Annotated in this window: 15 protein-coding genes; 10 read left to right on the top strand and 5 right to left on the bottom strand. The window is 69.7% G+C overall.

From position 1 onward, the window contains the following. Position 1 precedes the first annotated feature (1 nt). Genes G6O69_RS40685 through G6O69_RS29340 form a run of 6 tightly spaced genes read left to right on the top strand, consistent with a single transcriptional unit; the run spans position 2 to position 6,493 of the window. Complete coding sequence (locus G6O69_RS40685) at positions 2-979, top strand: DUF4150 domain-containing protein (protein ID WP_255215902.1); 978 nt, start codon at positions 2-4, stop codon at positions 977-979. Continuing rightward, positions 969-1,727, top strand: a complete 759-nt coding sequence (locus tag G6O69_RS29360; RefSeq protein ID WP_172306787.1) for a hypothetical protein — start codon at positions 969-971, stop codon at positions 1,725-1,727. Before G6O69_RS40685 ends, G6O69_RS29360 begins: the two co-directional genes overlap by 11 nt. A 15-nt stretch (positions 1,728-1,742) precedes the next feature. After that, positions 1,743-2,543 (top strand): hypothetical protein, encoded by an 801-nt coding sequence (locus G6O69_RS29355; protein ID WP_172306786.1) that lies wholly within the window; start codon positions 1,743-1,745, stop codon positions 2,541-2,543. 59 nt (positions 2,544-2,602) lie between these two features. Further along, entirely contained in the window at positions 2,603-3,154 is a 552-nt protein-coding gene (locus G6O69_RS29350; RefSeq protein WP_172306785.1) for a DUF6484 domain-containing protein, read from the top strand. Between the two features lie 10 nt (positions 3,155-3,164). Continuing rightward, entirely contained in the window at positions 3,165-5,507 is a 2,343-nt protein-coding gene (locus tag G6O69_RS29345) for a hypothetical protein (RefSeq protein ID WP_172306784.1), read from the top strand. Next, positions 5,489-6,493 (top strand): DUF2169 domain-containing protein, encoded by a 1,005-nt coding sequence (locus G6O69_RS29340; protein WP_172306783.1) that lies wholly within the window; start codon positions 5,489-5,491, stop codon positions 6,491-6,493. Before G6O69_RS29345 ends, G6O69_RS29340 begins: the two co-directional genes overlap by 19 nt. Before the next feature lie 11 nt (positions 6,494-6,504). Here G6O69_RS29340 and G6O69_RS29335 read toward each other — a convergent pair whose 3' ends face one another. Next, the gene (locus G6O69_RS29335; protein WP_172306782.1) at positions 6,505-7,512 is read right to left on the bottom strand and encodes a hypothetical protein; all 1,008 of its coding nucleotides are present in this window, start codon (positions 7,510-7,512) and stop codon (positions 6,505-6,507) included. 322 nt (positions 7,513-7,834) lie between these two features. Between G6O69_RS29335 and G6O69_RS29330 the strand changes: the two genes are divergently transcribed. From G6O69_RS29330 to G6O69_RS29320, 3 genes are all read left to right on the top strand, one after another. Then, the gene (locus tag G6O69_RS29330; protein WP_172306781.1) at positions 7,835-8,590 is read left to right on the top strand and encodes an OmpA family protein; all 756 of its coding nucleotides are present in this window, start codon (positions 7,835-7,837) and stop codon (positions 8,588-8,590) included. Beyond that, the gene (locus G6O69_RS29325; RefSeq protein WP_172306780.1) at positions 8,587-9,003 is read left to right on the top strand and encodes an AgmX/PglI C-terminal domain-containing protein; all 417 of its coding nucleotides are present in this window, start codon (positions 8,587-8,589) and stop codon (positions 9,001-9,003) included. The genes G6O69_RS29330 and G6O69_RS29325 overlap by 4 nt, the downstream gene beginning before the upstream one ends. A gap of 406 nt (positions 9,004-9,409) precedes the next feature. Continuing rightward, positions 9,410-10,378, top strand: a complete 969-nt coding sequence (locus tag G6O69_RS29320) for a hypothetical protein (protein WP_172306779.1) — start codon at positions 9,410-9,412, stop codon at positions 10,376-10,378. A gap of 40 nt (positions 10,379-10,418) precedes the next feature. On the opposite strand, the gene G6O69_RS29315 is transcribed toward G6O69_RS29320, so the two are convergent. Beyond that, complete coding sequence (locus tag G6O69_RS29315; protein ID WP_172306778.1) at positions 10,419-11,639, bottom strand: hypothetical protein; 1,221 nt, start codon at positions 11,637-11,639, stop codon at positions 10,419-10,421. Further along, positions 11,636-12,874, bottom strand: coding sequence for a hypothetical protein (locus G6O69_RS29310; protein WP_172306777.1), 1,239 nt, complete (start codon positions 12,872-12,874; stop codon positions 11,636-11,638). Before G6O69_RS29310 ends, G6O69_RS29315 begins: the two co-directional genes overlap by 4 nt. A 179-nt stretch (positions 12,875-13,053) precedes the next feature. On the opposite strand from G6O69_RS29310, the gene G6O69_RS29305 reads away from it, so the two are divergent. Then, on the top strand, positions 13,054-14,349 hold the full coding sequence (locus G6O69_RS29305) for a hypothetical protein (protein WP_172306776.1): 1,296 nt from the start codon (positions 13,054-13,056) through the stop codon (positions 14,347-14,349). A gap of 68 nt (positions 14,350-14,417) precedes the next feature. Here the strand turns inward: G6O69_RS29305 and G6O69_RS29300 are convergent, their stop codons facing one another. After that, positions 14,418-15,599 carry a cystathionine gamma-synthase gene (locus tag G6O69_RS29300; protein WP_172306775.1) on the bottom strand — a complete coding sequence of 394 codons (1,182 nt, stop codon included), beginning with the start codon at positions 15,597-15,599 and terminating at the stop codon, positions 14,418-14,420. Next, positions 15,599-17,086 carry a cystathionine beta-synthase gene (locus G6O69_RS29295; protein ID WP_255215901.1) on the bottom strand — a complete coding sequence of 496 codons (1,488 nt, stop codon included), beginning with the start codon at positions 17,084-17,086 and terminating at the stop codon, positions 15,599-15,601. The genes G6O69_RS29300 and G6O69_RS29295 overlap by 1 nt, the downstream gene beginning before the upstream one ends. Positions 17,087-17,186 lie beyond the last annotated feature (100 nt).

The following is a 17,186-nucleotide window of genomic DNA, read 5'->3' as shown; positions in this document are numbered from 1 at the left end:
CATGCCCACGGTATTCGCAAACGGTCGCTCGATTCTTCACAAGGGAGACGGCGGCGTGCAGACCTGCCCGATCCCCGACGTGTGCAAGACCCCGTCGCCGGGCGGGCCGGTGCCGATCCCCTACGTCAACGTCGCCAAGGACAGCGACCTGGCCAAGGGCGCCAAGCAGGTCACCTGCGACGGCGAGATGCCGGCGATCAAGGGCGCCGAGCTGTGCATGAGCGCCGGCGACGAGGCTGGCTCGGCTGGCGGCGGCGTCGTGTCGAGCAAGATCAAGGGCAAGCTGACCTGGGCGATGTGCAGCACGGACGTCAAGTTCGAGGCCAAGGGCGTGATCCGCTTCCTCGAGATCTGCCTGCACAACGGCAACAACAGCAACACCGGGGGCAACGCCGCCCTCGGGACCCCGAGCCCCGGCCTCGCCTATGGCGACGACAGCGACTGTCCGCTGTGCGGCAAGCAGGGCGGGCACCCGCTCCCCGCCGTCAAAGAGGGCAAGAAGCGCGCCGACTCCCAGAACAAGGCCAAGGTCGCGTACAGCCACTCGCCCGAGGAACGCAACGGGCGCGGCTACATGATCGGCGTGCTCATGGCCCAGGACAAGCAGGGCCGACGTCGGACCCTGCGCGCGTGCTCGGGTCGACCGCCGACCGGCTTTTTGCCGATCCCCGAGCCCCAGCCGAGCCCAGTCGGCCAGCCGATGCGAACGGTGGGCGGGCGCAAGGTGGTGTTCCGCCCGGCCCCGACCGACAGCACCGCCCCGGGCAACTGCGCTGCGCCCAAGCTGATCCAGGCGGCGATCGCCGAAGGCCTGACCCCGCTGTCGATGACCGAGTTCTGGCGCGGGCCCAAGGCGGGGCCCTATAGTGACGGCAACCACGCGGCCTCGTGCACGACCTGCCAGCGGATCTTGCCCGCGCTGCTGTGCCCCGAGCCGCCCAACTCCAGCAACCCCGATCAGATCCACTATGTCGACTGAGTCATCGCCCCGTGTCGCCGAGGAGCTCGAGCGTGTCCGCGCGCTCCCGGCCGCCCTCGTCGAGCTCGATCCCGAGTTTGAGCCCGAGGGCTGCCCGGCCAAGCTGATCGACAAGCTCGAGCGCGCCCACGCCGAGGCGCTCCCGGGCTGGTACCGCGCCTACCTCGAGACCCTCGGGCGCAGCTTCGCCCAGCTGCGCTGCTACGCCGACATGGACCTGCGGCCCAAGACCCTGATCAAGTGGCTGAAGCAGGTCGCGTGGCGCTCGCCTCGCTACCTGCAGATCGGCCTCGCTGACGCCGACTCGGAGTTTCACCTGTTCGTCGATCGCGGCATCGAGGGCGACGGCGTCGGCCTCGTCTCGTTCGAGTCGCCGCCCGGGCCCGAGGGGGTCGGCTACGTCCGCCCCTTCGCCAGCCGGTTCTCGACCTACCTGCTGTCGGCGCACGCGACCCGGCTGATCGGCGACATGCCGGCGGCGGGGACGATCAGCGCGCGCGGGTCCGAGACGGGCAAGCTCGCGCAGGTCGCCAAGCATCTGCGCCAAGCCGGCGCCGAGCTTCACCCGCTCTCCGGGTCCTGGGACCAGGTGTTCGTCGGTCCGCGGGCGCTCGCGCTGGTCACCGAGCTCGGCGGTCAGGAGTCCGTGGCCGTCTACCTCGGGTGCACGACCCGCGACGAGTGGTGGGCGATCGCCGGCAAGCTCGAGCACGAGGTCGGCCTGAAGATCGGGCGGGGCCCAGCCTAGGCCAGGGGAGCGGCCATGCTCACGATCGCCCAGCTCCTCGAGTCCCTCGAGTCCCTCGAGCCCGGCCTGTGCGGCCGGATCCGCGGGGCCTCGCCCGAGCTCATCGCCAGGCTCGAGCGAGTCGCTGAGCGCCGCCTGCCCGAGGTCCAGCGTCAGCTGCTCGAGCGCATGGGCGAAGACCTCGGGGGGATCTGTGCCGGGTTCGTCGGCGCGGACATGCGCGCGGCGAGCTTGGTCGAGCGCTTCGAGGCCAGGGGCTGGATCCCGCCCGCGCCCTTCGTGCTCGTCGGGGTCGACGACGCAGGCGCGCCGATGGACTCGTTCCTGCGCTGCGCCCCGGACCTCGCCGAGCCCGAGCTCGTGCAGTTCGCGATGCCCGGCGGGGTCCAGGCGCTGGTCGCCTCGGGGCCCGACAACTACCGGGTGATGGCGCCCTCGCTGCCGGCCTGGCTGTTTCGCTGCGCGTTCACAAATTTCGTCGGCGGACGCTACCGCTGGGTCGCGACCGCCGAGGTCTTCGAGGCCCAGCCCGATCACGGGGCGCGCTTCGACGCGCTCTTGAGCGCGCGCGGGTTCTTCCGTCAGCACGGCTCCGATCACATGACCGGGGCCCTCTGGACCCAAGAAGCCGCCGTACTGTGGACCCGCAACGCCCTCGACGATCCGGTGTTCGTGGCGATCTACGCCGACGAGCCCGCGCGGGTCGACGAGCTCGCGTTCACGCTCGCGGGGGTGACGGCGATGAGGCGCTACTCGACGGTGGCGAACGATGCAGATGCAGATGCAGATGAAGATGAGGAGGACGAGCTTGGCTGACCTGCCGAACGACCACACGCTCTCGGGCACCCCCCGTCCCCACGCCGGAGGCCGGGCCCATGCCTGACGGGAGCAAGCGGCTGACTTGGGCCCCCGCGCAGGCGACTGGGCTGCACCCGCGCTTGGGGCGAATCGTCGGGCTCGACGCCCAGGGGCGCGCGCTCGTCGAATTTTCCGGGGCCTCGCCCCGGCCGGCGGCGACCCTCGGGCCCGTGCCTCGGGCCGAGCTCGAGCGCGCTGCTAGCGAGCGGCGCGAGGTCGTGCTCGCGTTCCTCGACGGCCGGGCCGACGCCCCCGTGTTGCTCAGCCTCCACGGCCCGAGCGCGCCCGAGCCCGAGCTACCCGAGGCCGAGCTTTCCGAGCCCGAGCTACCCGAGGCCGAGCTTTCCGAGCCCGAGCTACCCGAGGCCGAGCTTTCCGAGCCCGAACTCGAGATCGAGCTCGACGGCGAGCGCGAGGTCATCGAGGCCAGCCGCGAGCTCGTGCTGCGCTGCGGCGACGCCTCGATCACCCTGCGCAGCGACGGCTCCGTGCAGATCCGCGGCCGCGACGTGACCAGCTGGGCCCGGCGACGCCAGCGGATCCGCGGCGGCTCGGTCAACATCAACTAGTGAGGTCCGGGTGACTCGCCCCTTGCACGTGCTGGCCTGCGGTCTGTGTTCGCCTCTCGGGATCGAGCGCGGCTCGACGATCCTCGAGCTCGCGTCTGGATCCGACGTGTTCGAGGAGACCGGCGAGCTCGACGAGCGCGGGCTGCCGATCCGCGCGAGCCGGCTCGAGCTGCTCCCCCCGCGCATGAGTCGGACCGTGCGCATGGCCGAGCTCGCGGATCAGGCGATCGGCGAGCTGCTCTCCGTCGCCCGCGCGCTCGGGCTCGACCGGCTCCCGATCATGCTCGCGCTCCCGGAGAACGACGGCGGCGGCGACTGGCACCTGGGCCCGCTGTGGGCCCAGCTCGAGCAGCGTGCGGCGCGGACGGGGATCCGCCTCGAGCTCTTGCGCGTGCCCGGAGCGCTCCCCGAGGGGGTCCGACTCAGCGGGGCCGCGGGCTTGTTTCAGCTGATGAGCGTCGCCGATCAGCTGCTCGACGCGGGCCGCGATCCCCTGGTCCTCGGGGCGATCGACTCGCGCTGCGACCCCGCCTCGCTGACCCAGCTCGCCGCGGCCGAGCGGCTGATCGACGGCGGCGTCGAAGGCTACCTCCCCGGCGAGGGCGCGGGCTTCTTGCTCCTGACGAGGACCGGCGCGAGCCGGGACGGGTTTGAGATCATCGCCCACACCCACGACCACGAGCCGCTCGGCTTCGCCCAGGGTCGGCCGAGCGAGGCGAGCGGGCTGACCCGCGCGTTTCGTCGCCTGCGCCTCGGGCCTCCGCAGCTCGGCAGGGTCGACCGCGTGCTCTCGTGCCAGTGGGACGCGGGCTACTGGGGGCGCGAGTTCGTGTCCGCCTACCTGCGCAACGCCGGGCTGTTGCCCGAGCCCCTGCGCGTCGACTTGGTCGCCGAGACCCTCGGCAACCCCGGGGCCGCGGCGCCGATTCTCCAGCTCGCGCACGCGTTCGCAATCGGCGGCGCCGAGGCCCGGGCCGGCCAGCGACGCGCGCGCGTGCTCGTCTACGGCTGCGCCGAAAGCGGGGAGCTCGGCGCTTGCGTGGTCGAGGCCAAGCCCGACAGCCGACTCCTGACCCAGCCCCTGGCCGCGAAATTCTCCCCGCGCACGCGCGAGTTCGACACCGGTCGCCTGCGCGACCACCTCGAGCAGATCGGATCGCTGATGGTCAGCCGCCACGACGACCTGCGCGAGTCGAACTACCCGTGGCCCGAGGTCGCCGAGCTCGATCGCCGGATCTACGATCGCCTGTGGATCGGGGCCGAGCGCGGCCGTCGCCTCGGCGGGGCAGCCGACGAGATGCTCACGCACCCCGACCCGGACGTCGCGCGCGGCTACGCCTACCTGCTGTGCGCGGCCGGCAGCGCGACCCACCGGGCCACGGCCGTCGCGCGCATGCGCGACCTCGCCGACGATCCCGAGGAGCTCTCGCTGTGGGCGAGCGCCCTGACTCACGCGCTCCACGGCCGGGACGCGAGCACGCTGGCCGACGCCCTCGAGGGCGCTCCGGTCCCGCTCGCGGTCGCGCTCCTCGACATGCTCGACGAGCTCGACCATCGCCCGCCAGCCCTCGCCCGCGCCCTGCTCGAGACCCCGGACCTCGACCCCGAGCTGCGCTGGCGTGCGCTCGGGCTCTTGACCCACGCGGGGGCCGAGGCCGCGCTCGCGACCATCGAGGGAGCCTGGCGCGAGGCCCCGGACGACCCGCGGCTGATCGAGCTGATGCTCGACCTCGGGCGCCTCGACGTCCTCGACGAGCTCCGCCTCGCGTGCGTGCAGGGCCGCGAGCTCGGGGCCGCGCACTACGAGGTCTGGGCCCTCGCGCCGGCTGCCCGCGACGCCGGGGTGTTCGCCGAGCTCGCCGAGCGGACCACGCTCGAGCCCGGGCACCTGTGGGCGCTGTCGAGCCACGGCTCGCCGACGGCGGTCCCGGCCTTGATCCGCGCCCTCGACCAGCCCGGACTCGCGCTCGACGCTGGCATCGCGCTCGAGCGGATCCTCGGCCCGGGCTGGATCGAGTCGACCTGGGTCCCGGACCCCGACGCCGCCGACCCCGAGCGCGAGGGCCAGCCTCGCCTGCGGCCCGTGCTCGATGCCCAGCGCTGGCGCGACCTGTGGGCCGCGCGTGGCTCCCAGCTCGCTCTCGGGGGGCGCTACCGTTTTGGCCGCCCCGTCGACAACCACGCGCGCGTCGACGAGATCGCCCGCCCAACCTCGCTGTGGTCCATGCGCGAGCGGGCCCTGCGTGAGCTCGACGCGACCACCGGCGTCCCCCTGTACATCAGCTTCAGCTGGCCCGTCTCCGTGCAACACAACGCGATCGTCAAGCTGCGCGCGTGGCTGGAGGGCGCGTGAGGGTCCGCGGGATCGGCCTCGGGGCCATGGGCATGCCGGGGATCGACCGCGACGGCGGCGACCTGCTGCTGATCTGGGCCGCGCTGCACTTCGAGCTCCCGGCTCCCGGCGCGTCCAGGCCGCTGGTGGCCTGCGCGGACCAGCCCCCGCCGAGCCCGGCCCCGCGCTGGTACGGGGAGTCGGGCCTGTCGAGCGCGCTGTGGGAGGCGCCGATCGCCTACGAGCGCACGACCACGGAGGTCCACGTGCGCGCGGATGCCTGCGCGCCCGCGGGCAAGACCTGCACCGAGCGGGCCGTCGGCGCGCGCGTCGGATCGTGCATTCAGGAGGCCGTGGTCTTCGGGGAGCGGCGCTGGACCAGGCTGCGCGAGATCAGCCGGCCCCTGCCTTTCGATCGCGTCCCGCTGGTCTGGGAGCGCGCCTTCGGGGGCAGCTCGGTCGTCGACCCGCGCGTGATCGAGACGCGCAACCCGATCGGCGCGGGGATCTACGCGAGCGCAGAGGAAGCCGTGGGCCAGCCCCTGCCGCAGATCGAGCACCCCCGCCAGCGGATCACCGGGGTCGGTGATCGCCCCCCGCCCGTCGGCTTCCTGCCCCGGGGCACCGGCTGGGAGCCGCGCGTGCGCTTCGCCGGGACCTACGACGAGGCCTGGGCCGAGACCCGCTGCCCGCTGTGGCCGCGCGACTTCGACGAGCGCTTCTTCCTCGCCGCTCCGCCGGCGCTCGTCGCCACGCGGCGCTTCGTCGGCGGCGAGCCGGTCGCGCTGGTCGGAATGGATCCGCGCGGCGACCTGGCCTTCGCTCTGCCCTCGGCGCGGGTGATCGCCGAGGTCGGGTTTCGTGGCCGCAGCGAGATCCGCGAGCTCGAGCTCGACATCGTCTCGATCGACGTGATCGCGGGCAAGCTCAGCCTGATCTTCCGCGAGACCGTGCCGGCTCACCGCCAGCTCGAGACCCACGTCGAGACCGTCGTGCGCCTCGGCTGATCCCGCGCACACTAGCCAAAGAAGTAGTTCAGCCCCACGGTGAAGCTGTTGACGATCGGGTAGTCCGCCGCGAGCGAGTGGAACAGCCCCTGGTAGCCGATCGTCGCCCCGAAGCCGTGGCGAAAGCGGCGGCGCTCCGAGTCGAAGAAGAGCAGGCCGACGTCGACCTGGGCCTTGGGTCCGTGGGGGGCGGCGTCCGGGGGATCGCTGAGATCCGATCGCGTCGAGCTGATCGGCGCGTAGAAGAAGTTGTAGCCCACGCGGAAGTCGAGGTAGCCGCGGCCGAGCAGGCCGAGGCGGCCCAGGCCGAGGCTCGGCCCGCCGCCGATCAGCATGCCGCCGTACTTGGCGACGCCGTCCTCGCCAAAGGTCAAGTCGCCGGCGAAGAGGGTGGGGCCGATGGCGTAGCCGATGTTGTTCCAGGTCTGGCCAATCTCGGCGTTGATGAAGCCCATGCGCCCGCCGCCGCCGGTCTCGTTGGTGCTGGCCAGGGCGTAGGCGGCTCGGGTCGAGAAGTAGAGCCGCGAGGGGTTGTGGTCGGGGCGGTAGACGGACTTGTAGTAGTTGCGCAGGCGTTCATTACGGTCGACCGTCTTGGGTCGCTCCGAGCTGGAGATGCGCACGCGCGAGGTCTCTTGCTCGTCACTGGCGAGCAGGTTGGACATGTCCTGCTCCTCCGCCTCGGGGGCTGGCTCGCGAGTGGGCTCGGCCGCAGGCTCGACGGCGCTGGCGGGGTCCACCTCGGCCGTCGTGGGGGTCACTTCATCGGGGCTCGCTCCGTTGGGGTCCTGTGCGGCGGCTGCCTCGTCGGCCGTTGTCGGCTCGGTGGTCGGGCTCACCGATGCTGCGTCCGTGTCCTGTTCCGGGGCAGCGGTCGGCGTTTGAACCTCGGGGCCGGTCGCCTCGCCGGTGGCCTCGCCCGGCTGCTGAACCGCGGAGGAGTCCGCGGCCGGGGCCGCAAGCGCGAGGGAGGGGGCGAAGACGGCGGTGAGCAGAGCCGAGGCAGCGCGAAAGGCCATGGCGAAAGGCTACTCTCGATGCCCCAGGGGAGCGAGCGCGGGAGAATTGATGGCTCCAGCGGGGTACCAGCGTTGTGCTGTGGTGTCGGCTTTTCCGCGCTTTTTGTGCCAGGCGGGGCGCGATGCCCCAGGTTCAAAGCTACGAAATCCGCTCTCTACGCGTCAGTCGTGGATGGTGGATCACGAAGCTGGCAAGAGGCCTCGTGAATTGCTGGCAAAGGGGAAAGCGGCCGTTGGGCCAGGCTTGCCAAAGCCGCAGGCGGCTTCGATGATGGCACCCCCGTCGCCGTCGAAGGGCGGTGACCGACGAGGGAGTCCCCCAATGCGACAAAAACGAAGCACCAAGCCACCCGTCGGAATTACGCTGGCTGCGGCGTTGATGGCCCTGCCCATGCTGGCATGCGGCCCAACGATCTTCGCGGACACCAACGCCTTGACCATCGTTGGTGAACCCCCCGCGCCGCCGCCGCCCGAGCCCGAGCCCGAGCCCGAGCCCGAGCCGCCCAAGCGCGTCGAGGTCACCGCTGACGCGATCGTGATCAAAGAGAAGATCATGTTCGAGTACGACAAAGCGGTGATCCGGCCCGAGTCCTTCGACCTGATGAACGAGATCACCTCGGTCGTTCAGGAGAACCCCCGCATCAAGAAGATCTCGATCGAGGGTCACACGGACAGCGACGGCTCGAACAGGTACAACAAGAAGCTCTCGCAAAAGCGCGCTGACTCGGTGAAGGCCTACCTCGTCGAGCACGGCGTCGACGAGGCCCGCCTGGTCGCCGTCGGCCACGGTGAGGACAAGCCGATCGCCGACAACGAGACCGACGAGGGCAAGGAGAAGAACCGCCGCGTCGAGTTCATCATCCTCGAGCAGGACGAGATCACGAACGTGGTCGAGATCGACCCCGAGACCGGCGAGAAGAAGGTCGTCGACAGCAAGAAGACCGGGACGGTCCGCGAGGAGTCCGAGGCCGCCGAGGAGGCCGAGGCCGCCGAAGAGGCCGAGACTGACGGCAAGACCAAGCCCCGCAGCGGCAAGCGCGTCTCGCCCAAGGCCGCCAAGAAGGGAGAAGCCAAGTGAAGTCCATCGCCAAGCTCCTTTTGGTCGCCCCGCTGCTCGTCAGCGCGGGCTGCTCCTTCATGGCCCGCAGCGCCGACGATTACCGTCAGGTCACCCGCGAGCTCGTCGGCACGCGCACGCCGGACATCAAGGACTGCTACGACGTCGCCCTGCAGACCAACGAGACCGTCGGTGGTCAGGTGGTCGTGAACTTCACCGTCGAGAAGAAGACCGGGAAGATCATGAACCCCGCCGTCGACCAGTCGCAGACCACGGCCCCGGCCGAGCTCGGTGAGTGTGTCGTCGACGCGATCGGCGGCCTGCAGCTCGATCCGGCCGACGCCCGCGACGGCGTGGCCTCCTTCACCTGGGACTTCGAAGCAGGCGCCCCGGCTGCCCCCGCCGACGCCGAACTCGAGCCCGCCGAAGGCTGAGCGCATAGCGCATACGTTGGGTCCAAGAGGGAGGCGCTCGAGCGCCTCCCTCTTTCTTTTCCCACCAGACCCACGGGACACGTGGGGTCGATGGTTTCGCGGTCGAGGCGCGTGGGTGATCGCGCCAGCCGAGGGTGGGGGAGTCCACAGGATCATCGCGAAGATTGATCGAGGTATGCAGATTGTTTCGAGGCGGTGGGGCGGGGCGGCGCGCGGGCGACGTGGCTCGCCTCGTAGACCGCAGAAAGTGGCCACAGACCACGATGTGGGGCCCGGGTCAGGCGCGGCGCGATTGCGAGCCGCGTCCCCGGGGCGGAGCTGTGTGTCGACAAAAACCATCCACTTGGGCGCAATAAATGTGGTCTTTTAGAAGAGGCGAGGACACTAACTAGAGTCACTGGAGATCATGATGCGCACATTCGCCCCCCTCGCCATACTCTCACTTTGTCTCTCCCTCACCGCCGGCGGCTATGGAGGCGTCGAGGTCGTCGAGGCCTACGCCCCCGGTGAGCTCCCCGAGGGGGTGGCGGTCAAGCCGATGGGCCCGCACAAGGGCGACATCTACGTCAGCATCGCCTCCACGGGGGAGCTGCGGCGGATCGACGGCAAGACCTACGCAGGGGAGACCCTGGCCAACTTCGACGTCGGGGAGGGCTTCTTGCTCGGCATGGCCTTCGACCGCGACGAGCTCTACGTGGCCCTGGCCTCCTTCGAGGAGGAGACCTCGGGGATCTGGCGGGTCGAGGACGACGGCGAGACCGAGCGGGTCGTCGACATCCAGGGCTTCCCCAACGACCTGACCTTCGACGCCGAGGGCAACATGTTCATCACCGAGTCGATCTCCGGCTCCGTGTATCGCGTCGCGGCGGGCTCGACCACGCCGCAGCTGTGGATCCAAGACCCCCTGCTGGTCGGTGACATCGACATGTCGCCGACGCCCTTCCCGATCGGGGCCAACGGCGTGACCTACGACGACCACACCCACAGCGTGATCGTGGCCAACTCGCAGGTCCCCGCGGTCCTCGAGATCGAGGACCAGGGCGGTCAGGCTGGCGCGATCTCGGTGATCGCCGCCGGGGAGCACCTGCGCGGGGCGGACGGCGTGATCATCGGGCGCAGCGGCGACCTGTTCGTGATCTCGAACTACAACTCCACGCTCAACCGCGTCGATCGCCAGACCGGCGCGGCCACGGTGCTCGCCGACGGCGACGACGGCCTGGTGTTCCCCGCGACCTTGGCCTTTGGCCAGCGCGGCTGCGACAAGCGGGCGGTGTTCGTGACCAACTTCGGCTTTGGCGCGGGCGACGACGCGCCGGTCAGCCTGCTGCGGATCGAGGTCGGCGAGAAGAGCGAGCTCTACCCCGCGGGGACCTGATCCAGACGACGAGGGCCGCTGACGAGGTGGCCCTCGTCGGTCAGCGGCGACCGAGGAGCTTGTCGGTCTGGTAGCGAGTCAGGCCGCGGCCGTTGTGTCGCCAGGCGCGTTGCGCCTTGACGGTGCTGTAGATGGCGAACACGCCGACGGCCATGAAGCACAGCCCGAAAACGCCCAAGAACAGGCTTTCGTGCATCGCACAGGCCGCGAACAAGCTGACGAAGATGGTCCACGTGACGACGACCCCGACCGGGGTCGGCCTGGACTTTTGGTAGACCTCGGGATCGTAGCGCTTGGCGACGTGACCGCTGCCCTCGAGCTGCGCTGCGCATCGGCTGACGGCCGCGCACATGGCATCGAAGCGCTCGTTGCGTAGAAATTTGGCCTGCGAGAGGTCGCGGCGCAGGTCGATCTCGACGACGGCCTCGAAGCCGACGAGCGAGGTCGGGACCGAGAGCTGCTCGACGTGCCAGCCGTTGCACAGCACGTGGAGCACGGGGGTCTTGTAGGCGGTGAGCTTCAGGATCGTCCCGACGCCGATCGTCTGCCCGTCCTCGCCGTGGATCGGCGCCGGCTCGACGAGGGCGAGGCTCTCCCCGTCGACGTCGAGGAAGGCGGCCGCGGGTCCTCGTGAGATGCGCTCGGAGCCGATGTAGATCGGGAAATTCGACCACTCGCAGCGCTGGCGGAGCTGCTCGACGCCAGGCGGGTCCGAGCTGCGCAGCCGCGGGGGGAAGCGGACGCTGATGGTGTTGACGTCGGTGGTCCGCGCCTTCGCGTCGATGCTCCAGCGCTCCTCGCCCTCGTCTTCGCCCGCGTCGATCTTCAGCGCGCGCTCGCTCGGCGGCGAGCGCAGCTCGATCGTCCTCGCGCCGAGGCCGAGCGCGGCCTGGGTGGCGAGGGACAAGATCTGCAGGGCCCGCCGCCGCCGCCGCTCGGTCTCGTCGAGCTCGGCCGGGATGTCGACGAAGGGGGCCTCGCTGAGCCACTCGAGCTCGCTCGCGTCGAAGCCGGCGCCGCCGAAGCGGGCCGTGAGCCCGTCGGGTACGAGCTCGAAGTCGATCCGCTCGGCGCCGGCGAGCACGGCGACCTCGACGAGCAGGCAGGTGTAGAGCGCAGGAACCGACAGGCTGTAGGCGCGGAGCTTCTCGCGCGCGCGCTCGAGGTCGAGGCGAAAGCGGCCTTCGTCGACGAGCTCACCGCCACCGGCGAGCGCGTCGATCAGGGCAGAGGTGGCGTCGGTCTCGGGCGTCTCGGTCATGGCGAAGGGCGTCCGAACACCTCGTGGTATTGATGGCGAGGTAGGCCTGGGGCCTTGGGGGTCTGGTCATGCTTGATCATGGCGCGGGTCGCAAAGACGCCGATTACTACGAATATAAGCCCGAAGATGACGAAGAACGTGGCCTGGTCCAGGTATGCGAAAAATGTGATTATGCAGGCGCCCAGGGTCCAGAGTATGAGGATCAGTATCCCACACCCATTCGAACTCGGCTCGACGTGTGTCTGCGGATTGAAGCGCTCGCCTGCGCGGTCGAGGCTCTCCAGCTCTCGCGCGCAGCGAGTGACGGCCGCGCACATGGCCTCGAAGGCCTCGTCGCGCAAGAAGCTGGCCTGGGCGATGTCACGGCGAAGATCGAGCTCGACGACGGCCTCGAAGCCGACGATCGTGGTTGGCACGGTGAGCCGCTCGACGTACCAACCGTTGCAGAGCACGTGTACCAGCGCGGAGTCGTAGGTGGTGACTCGGATGATCGTTCCTTGGCCGATCTCCTCTCCGCTCTCGGTGGTGATCGGCCGGTGGGATGCGATCACGACGCTCTTCTCGTTGATGTCGAGGAACGCGGCCGCGTGTCCACGAGAGATGCGTTCGTCGCCGATGTAGATCGGGAACTTCGACCACTCACAGCGCCGGCGTAGCTGCTCGACGCCGGGGAGCTCCGCGGCGCGGGTCCGCCAGGGGAAGCCCACGCGCACGCAGTTGAGCCTGCTGGTGACCTCGTGTGTGTCGAGGGCCCAGCGCTCTTCGCCGTCCTCGTCGATGTCGATCTTCAGCGCGCGCTCGGCTGGCGGCGAGCGCAGCTCGATCGTGTGCGCACCGAGTCCGCTCACCGCCTGGATGGCGATCGAGAGCATCTGCAGCGCTCGCCATCGCCGCTGCTCGGCTTCGTCGGCGTCGGCCGCGAGATCGATGAAGAGAGCCTCGCTCAGGTGCTCGAGCTCGGTCGCGTCGAAGCCGGCGCCGCTGAAGCGAGCTTCGAGCTTGCCGCGTTCGAGCGCGAAGTCGATCCGCTCGGCGCCCACGAGCACGGCGACCTCGACGAGCAGGCAGGTGTAGATCTCTGGCTCGGACAGGCGGTAGTCGTGGAGCTTCTCGCGGGCGCGGGCGAGATCGAGCCGAAAACGACCCTCGTCGACGAACTCGCCGCCGCCAGCGAGATCGTCGATCAAGGCCGAGGTGGCGTCGGTCTCGTGTTGGACCTTGGGTGTCTCGTTCATGAGCCGGCGGGGGCGTCCTTTGCGATCAAAGGCAAAGCGCGCAGGTGAGTCAACCGCGAGGATTGCCAGCAGACACCGCGTGAAGCCTCGTTCGAGCAGGCGTGGACCAATTCGGTTCAAAGGAGAAAAATGACCCTGGGTGCGATCGCTTCACCCCTCCCGTGCTACGTGCCTAGAGCATGCGTACGCAGCCCTCGCGTTCTCTCCTCGCTCATGCCTGTGGCGTGCTGCTCCCGCTGGTGTTTGGGCTCTCGGCGTGCGCCGACCCTGGCGCCGAGGAGGACGGCGAGAGCGGCGACGAGACGGAGGAGAGCGGGGGAGAGTGGGACGGTCGCTGCCTGGACGTGGGCTCGCCGCTCGTCGATCGGGCCAAGGAGATCACGCCGCTCAGCGAGGCGACTGCGGAGCTGATGGGGGTGGTCTGCTCGACGGGCTGGGCCAGCGATGCGCCCATGCTGGAGGCGAGCTGGTCCCTGGACCTGGGCCTGATCTCCAGCCCCTATGGCTCGTCGAGCACGCAAATGGCGCTGCACCCCGACGGTGGGGTGGTCGTCTTTGGCGTGGGCGTGCTCGCGCGGGTCGACGCTCAGGGGCAGGCGCTGTGGTCGCGGCCGGAGCTGACGGCGAATGGCTGGATCGCCATGGGCGTGGTCGAGGCCGATGGGACGCTGCTCGTGCCGAGCTACGAGGAGCAGGGCCTGAACCAGAGGGTCTTGCGCCTGGACGCCGAGGGCAACGAGATCGACGAGTTCGTGGTCCCCCTCAACGATCCCAGCGCCGAGATCTCGGCGATGGTCCGCTGGGGGAGCGACGTCGTCATGGGCCTCTATGACCTGAGCGCCAGCGACCAGTGGTTCGAGGCGACCTTCTTGCGGGTCTCGAGCGATGGCGAGGAGCTGCTGCGCAAGTCGAACGAGCAGCTCTTTCAGGCCAACCTGCTCGCTGTCACCGACGCTGGCAACGCGTTCTTCAGCGGGTCGCTGCTGGCGGCCGAAAACGGCGCGGTGCTCGGGACGATCGTGCCCAGCGCTGGAGGCGTGCGCGCCATCGTCGGCGGAGGCCCGGGAGACGACGCCTTCTACGTGGCCGGGAGCTCCGGCGATCTGACCGTGAGCAGCTTCTCCAGCTTCGGCGTCGAGCGCTGGCTGCAGCGCTACGATCGCGCTGGAGGCTCCGACGTCGGGCTGGGCATCGCCTCGACCGGGGACGGTGGGGCGGTGGTCGTCGGCTCCGAGCGCCTCCTCGGATCGCTGAGCGAGGGCGGCTGGTGGTTCTTCGGGCAGCCCACGGTGATCGCCGTCGGCAGCGAGGGCGAGGCGCTGTGGCGCGACCGCATCGCGGCGCTCGGAGAGGCTCACGCCGCGGTCGTCGACGAGTCGGGGGCGGTCTACGTGGCCGGCGTGGCCGAGAGCACGGAGATCGACGACGAAGACTACCCCGAGCGGCTGTACTGGCTGCGTCGCTATGATCCCTGAGCCCCGTCAAAGATTGAAGCCGCGACACCAGCAGGTGCCGCGGCTTCGGTCTTTGGGGCGAGCGGCGCTCAGACCTTGGCCAGGGCCTGGTCGAGGTCGGCGATCAGGTCGTCGACGTGCTCGATGCCCACGCTGGCGCGCACGAAGCCGTCGGTGATCCCGAGCTTCTCGCGGTTCTCCTTGGGCACCGAGGCGTGGGTCATGATCGCTGGGTGCTCGATCAGGCTCTCGACGCCGCCGAGGCTCTCGGCCAGGGTGAACACGCGCACGGCCTCGAGGAAGCGGGCGGCGCCCTGGAGGTCGCTGGCGAGGTGGAAGCTGATCATCCCGCCGAAGCCCTTCATCTGCTTCTTGGCGAGCTCGTGCTGCGGGTGGCTGGCCAGCCCGGGGTAGATGACGCGCTCGACCTTGGCGTGGCCCTCGAGATACTCGGCCACGCGCTGGGCGTTCTCGGCGTGACGTTGCATGCGCAGCGCCAGGGTCTTGAGCCCGCGCAGGGTCAGGTAGCAGTCCTGGGGCCCCGGCACGGCGCCGCAGGAGTTTTGCAGGAAGTGCAGCTGCTCGTGGAGCTCGGCGCTGCGCGTGGCCACGGCCCCGCCGACGACGTCGGAGTGCCCGCCCATGTACTTGGTGGTCGAGTGCACGACCAGGTCCGCGCCGAGCTCGAGCGGGCGCTGGAAGACCGGGGTCATGAAGGTGTTGTCGACGGCCAGCAAGACCCCGCGCTGCTTGCACATCGCGGCGATCGCCTGGATGTCGCCGAGCTTGAGCATGGGGTTGGTCGGGGTCTCGAGCCAGACCAGCTTGGTCTTGGCCTCGAAGGCCGCCTCGACGGCGCCGAGGTCCCGGGGATCGACGAAGGTGAAGCGCTGGCCACGGCGGCGCATGACCTTGTCGAAGAGCCGGAAGGTGCCGCCGTAGATGTCGTCACCGGCGATCACGTGGTCGCCCGCGTCGAGCAGCTGGATGACCGTGGTCGTGGCCGCGCAGCCCGAGGCGAAGGCGAGGCCGTGGCTGCCGCCCTCGAGGGCCGCCACCGCCCGCTCGAGGGCGAAGCGCGTGGGGTTTTGCGTGCGGCTGTACTCGAAGCCGGTGTGCTTGCCGGGCGAGGGCTGGGCGTAGGTCGAGGTCTGGAAGATCGGCGTCATCACGGCCCCGGTCACGGACTCGGGGTGCTGCCCGCCGTGGATCGCCAGGGTCTCGATGTGCGTCGTGTCGACGTGGTCGGACTTGGGATCGTACTCGGCCATCACTGCTCTCCTTCGGGGGTGGTGGGCTTGGCGGACTTGGCGGGCGCAGCCTTGGCGGCGGGCGCAGCCGCGCCGGGGGGAGGCGAGGGGTGCTTGGAGCCCGGGGCCGCGTCGCGGGTCAGGTAGTCGATCAGGTCGATCTTGGTCAGCAGCCCGCGCAGCTGGTCGTTCTCGGTCACGAGCACCAGCTTGGCGTCGTTGAAGATCCGCTTGAGCAAGGTGATGCGCGTGTTCGGGGTGACCGTGGCGTAGTCGCTCTCGGTCAGCTCGTGGACCGGCGTGTCGAGGGCGCCCTCGTGCTCGATCAAGAAGTTGAGCAGGTCGATCTCGGCCACGATGCCGCAGTGCCGGCCCTTGTCGTCGATCACCGGGAGCTGGCTGATGCCGTGCTGCTTGAGGGTCGCCACGGCCTCGCGGATCGTCGCGCTCGCGTTGATGGTGATCAGCTTGTGGGGCTTGCCCTTGAGGATGTGGGCGACGGTGCCCTCGTCGGCGATCTCCTCGAGGAAGCCGTTGCTGCGCATCCAGTCGTCGTTGAAGACCTTCGAGAGGTACTTTTGGGCGTTGTCGGGCAGCAGCACCAAGATCCGCTTGGGCTCGCTGAGGCTGCGCGCGTACTTGATCGCGCCCATGACCGCGGCGCCGCAGGACCCGCCGCAGAAGATGCCCTCACGGCGGACGAGCTCGCGGGTCATGATGAAGCACTCGCGGTCGTCGACCTGGACGACGTCGTCGAGGATGTCGAGGTTCATGGTCGAGGGCAGGAAGTCCTCGCCGATGCCCTCGACGTAGTAGGAGAAGGCCTTGGTCAGGCGCCCGGTCTTGACGTACTCGTAGTAGAGCGAGCCGACCGGGTCGACGCCGACGAGCTGGATGTCGGGGTTCTTCTCCTTGAAGTAGCGCCCGCAGCCCGAGAGCGTGCCGCCGGTGCCCATGCCGGACACGAACACGTCGAACTCGCCTTGGGTCTGCTCCCAGATCTCCGGCGCGGTGCTCAGGTAGTGAGCCTCGGGGTTGGCGGGGTTGTGATACTGGTTGGCGTAGAAGGCACCGGGGGTCTCTTCGACCAGGCGCCGGGCGACCGAGTAGTAGGAGCGAGGATCGCTGGGCTCGACGGCGGTCGGGCAGATCACGACCTTGGCCCCGTAGGCCCGCAGCGCGTCGATCTTCTCTTGCGACATCTTGTCGGGCATCACGAAGATGCACTTGTAGCCACGGATCGCCGCGACCATGGCCAGGCCGGCGCCCGTGTTGCCCGAGGTCGCCTCGATGATGGTGCCGCCGGGGCCGAGCATGCCGCGTTCTTCGGCATCACGGATGATGTTGAGGCCGACGCGGTCTTTCATGGACCCGGCTGGGTTCATGTACTCGACCTTGACGTAGATCTCGGACTCGAGGTCGCCGACGACGGAGTTGAGCTTGACGATGGGGGTGCGCCCGATCGCGTCGACGATCGTGGGCACTGCGCCGTGCATGAGCTTGGCCATGGGCGGGACCATAGACCGCGCAGCACGCCGGGAAAACGGCCGCGTTGCCGCGAAAGCGTGAGCTAGGGCAAGCGCGCGTGGGTGGGCGCTTTACCGCACA

It is taken from the genome of Pseudenhygromyxa sp. WMMC2535, from assembly GCF_011083025.2.
The sequence above is the reverse complement of the archived record's forward strand: the minus strand, read 5'-3'. Positions and strand labels throughout refer to the sequence as shown.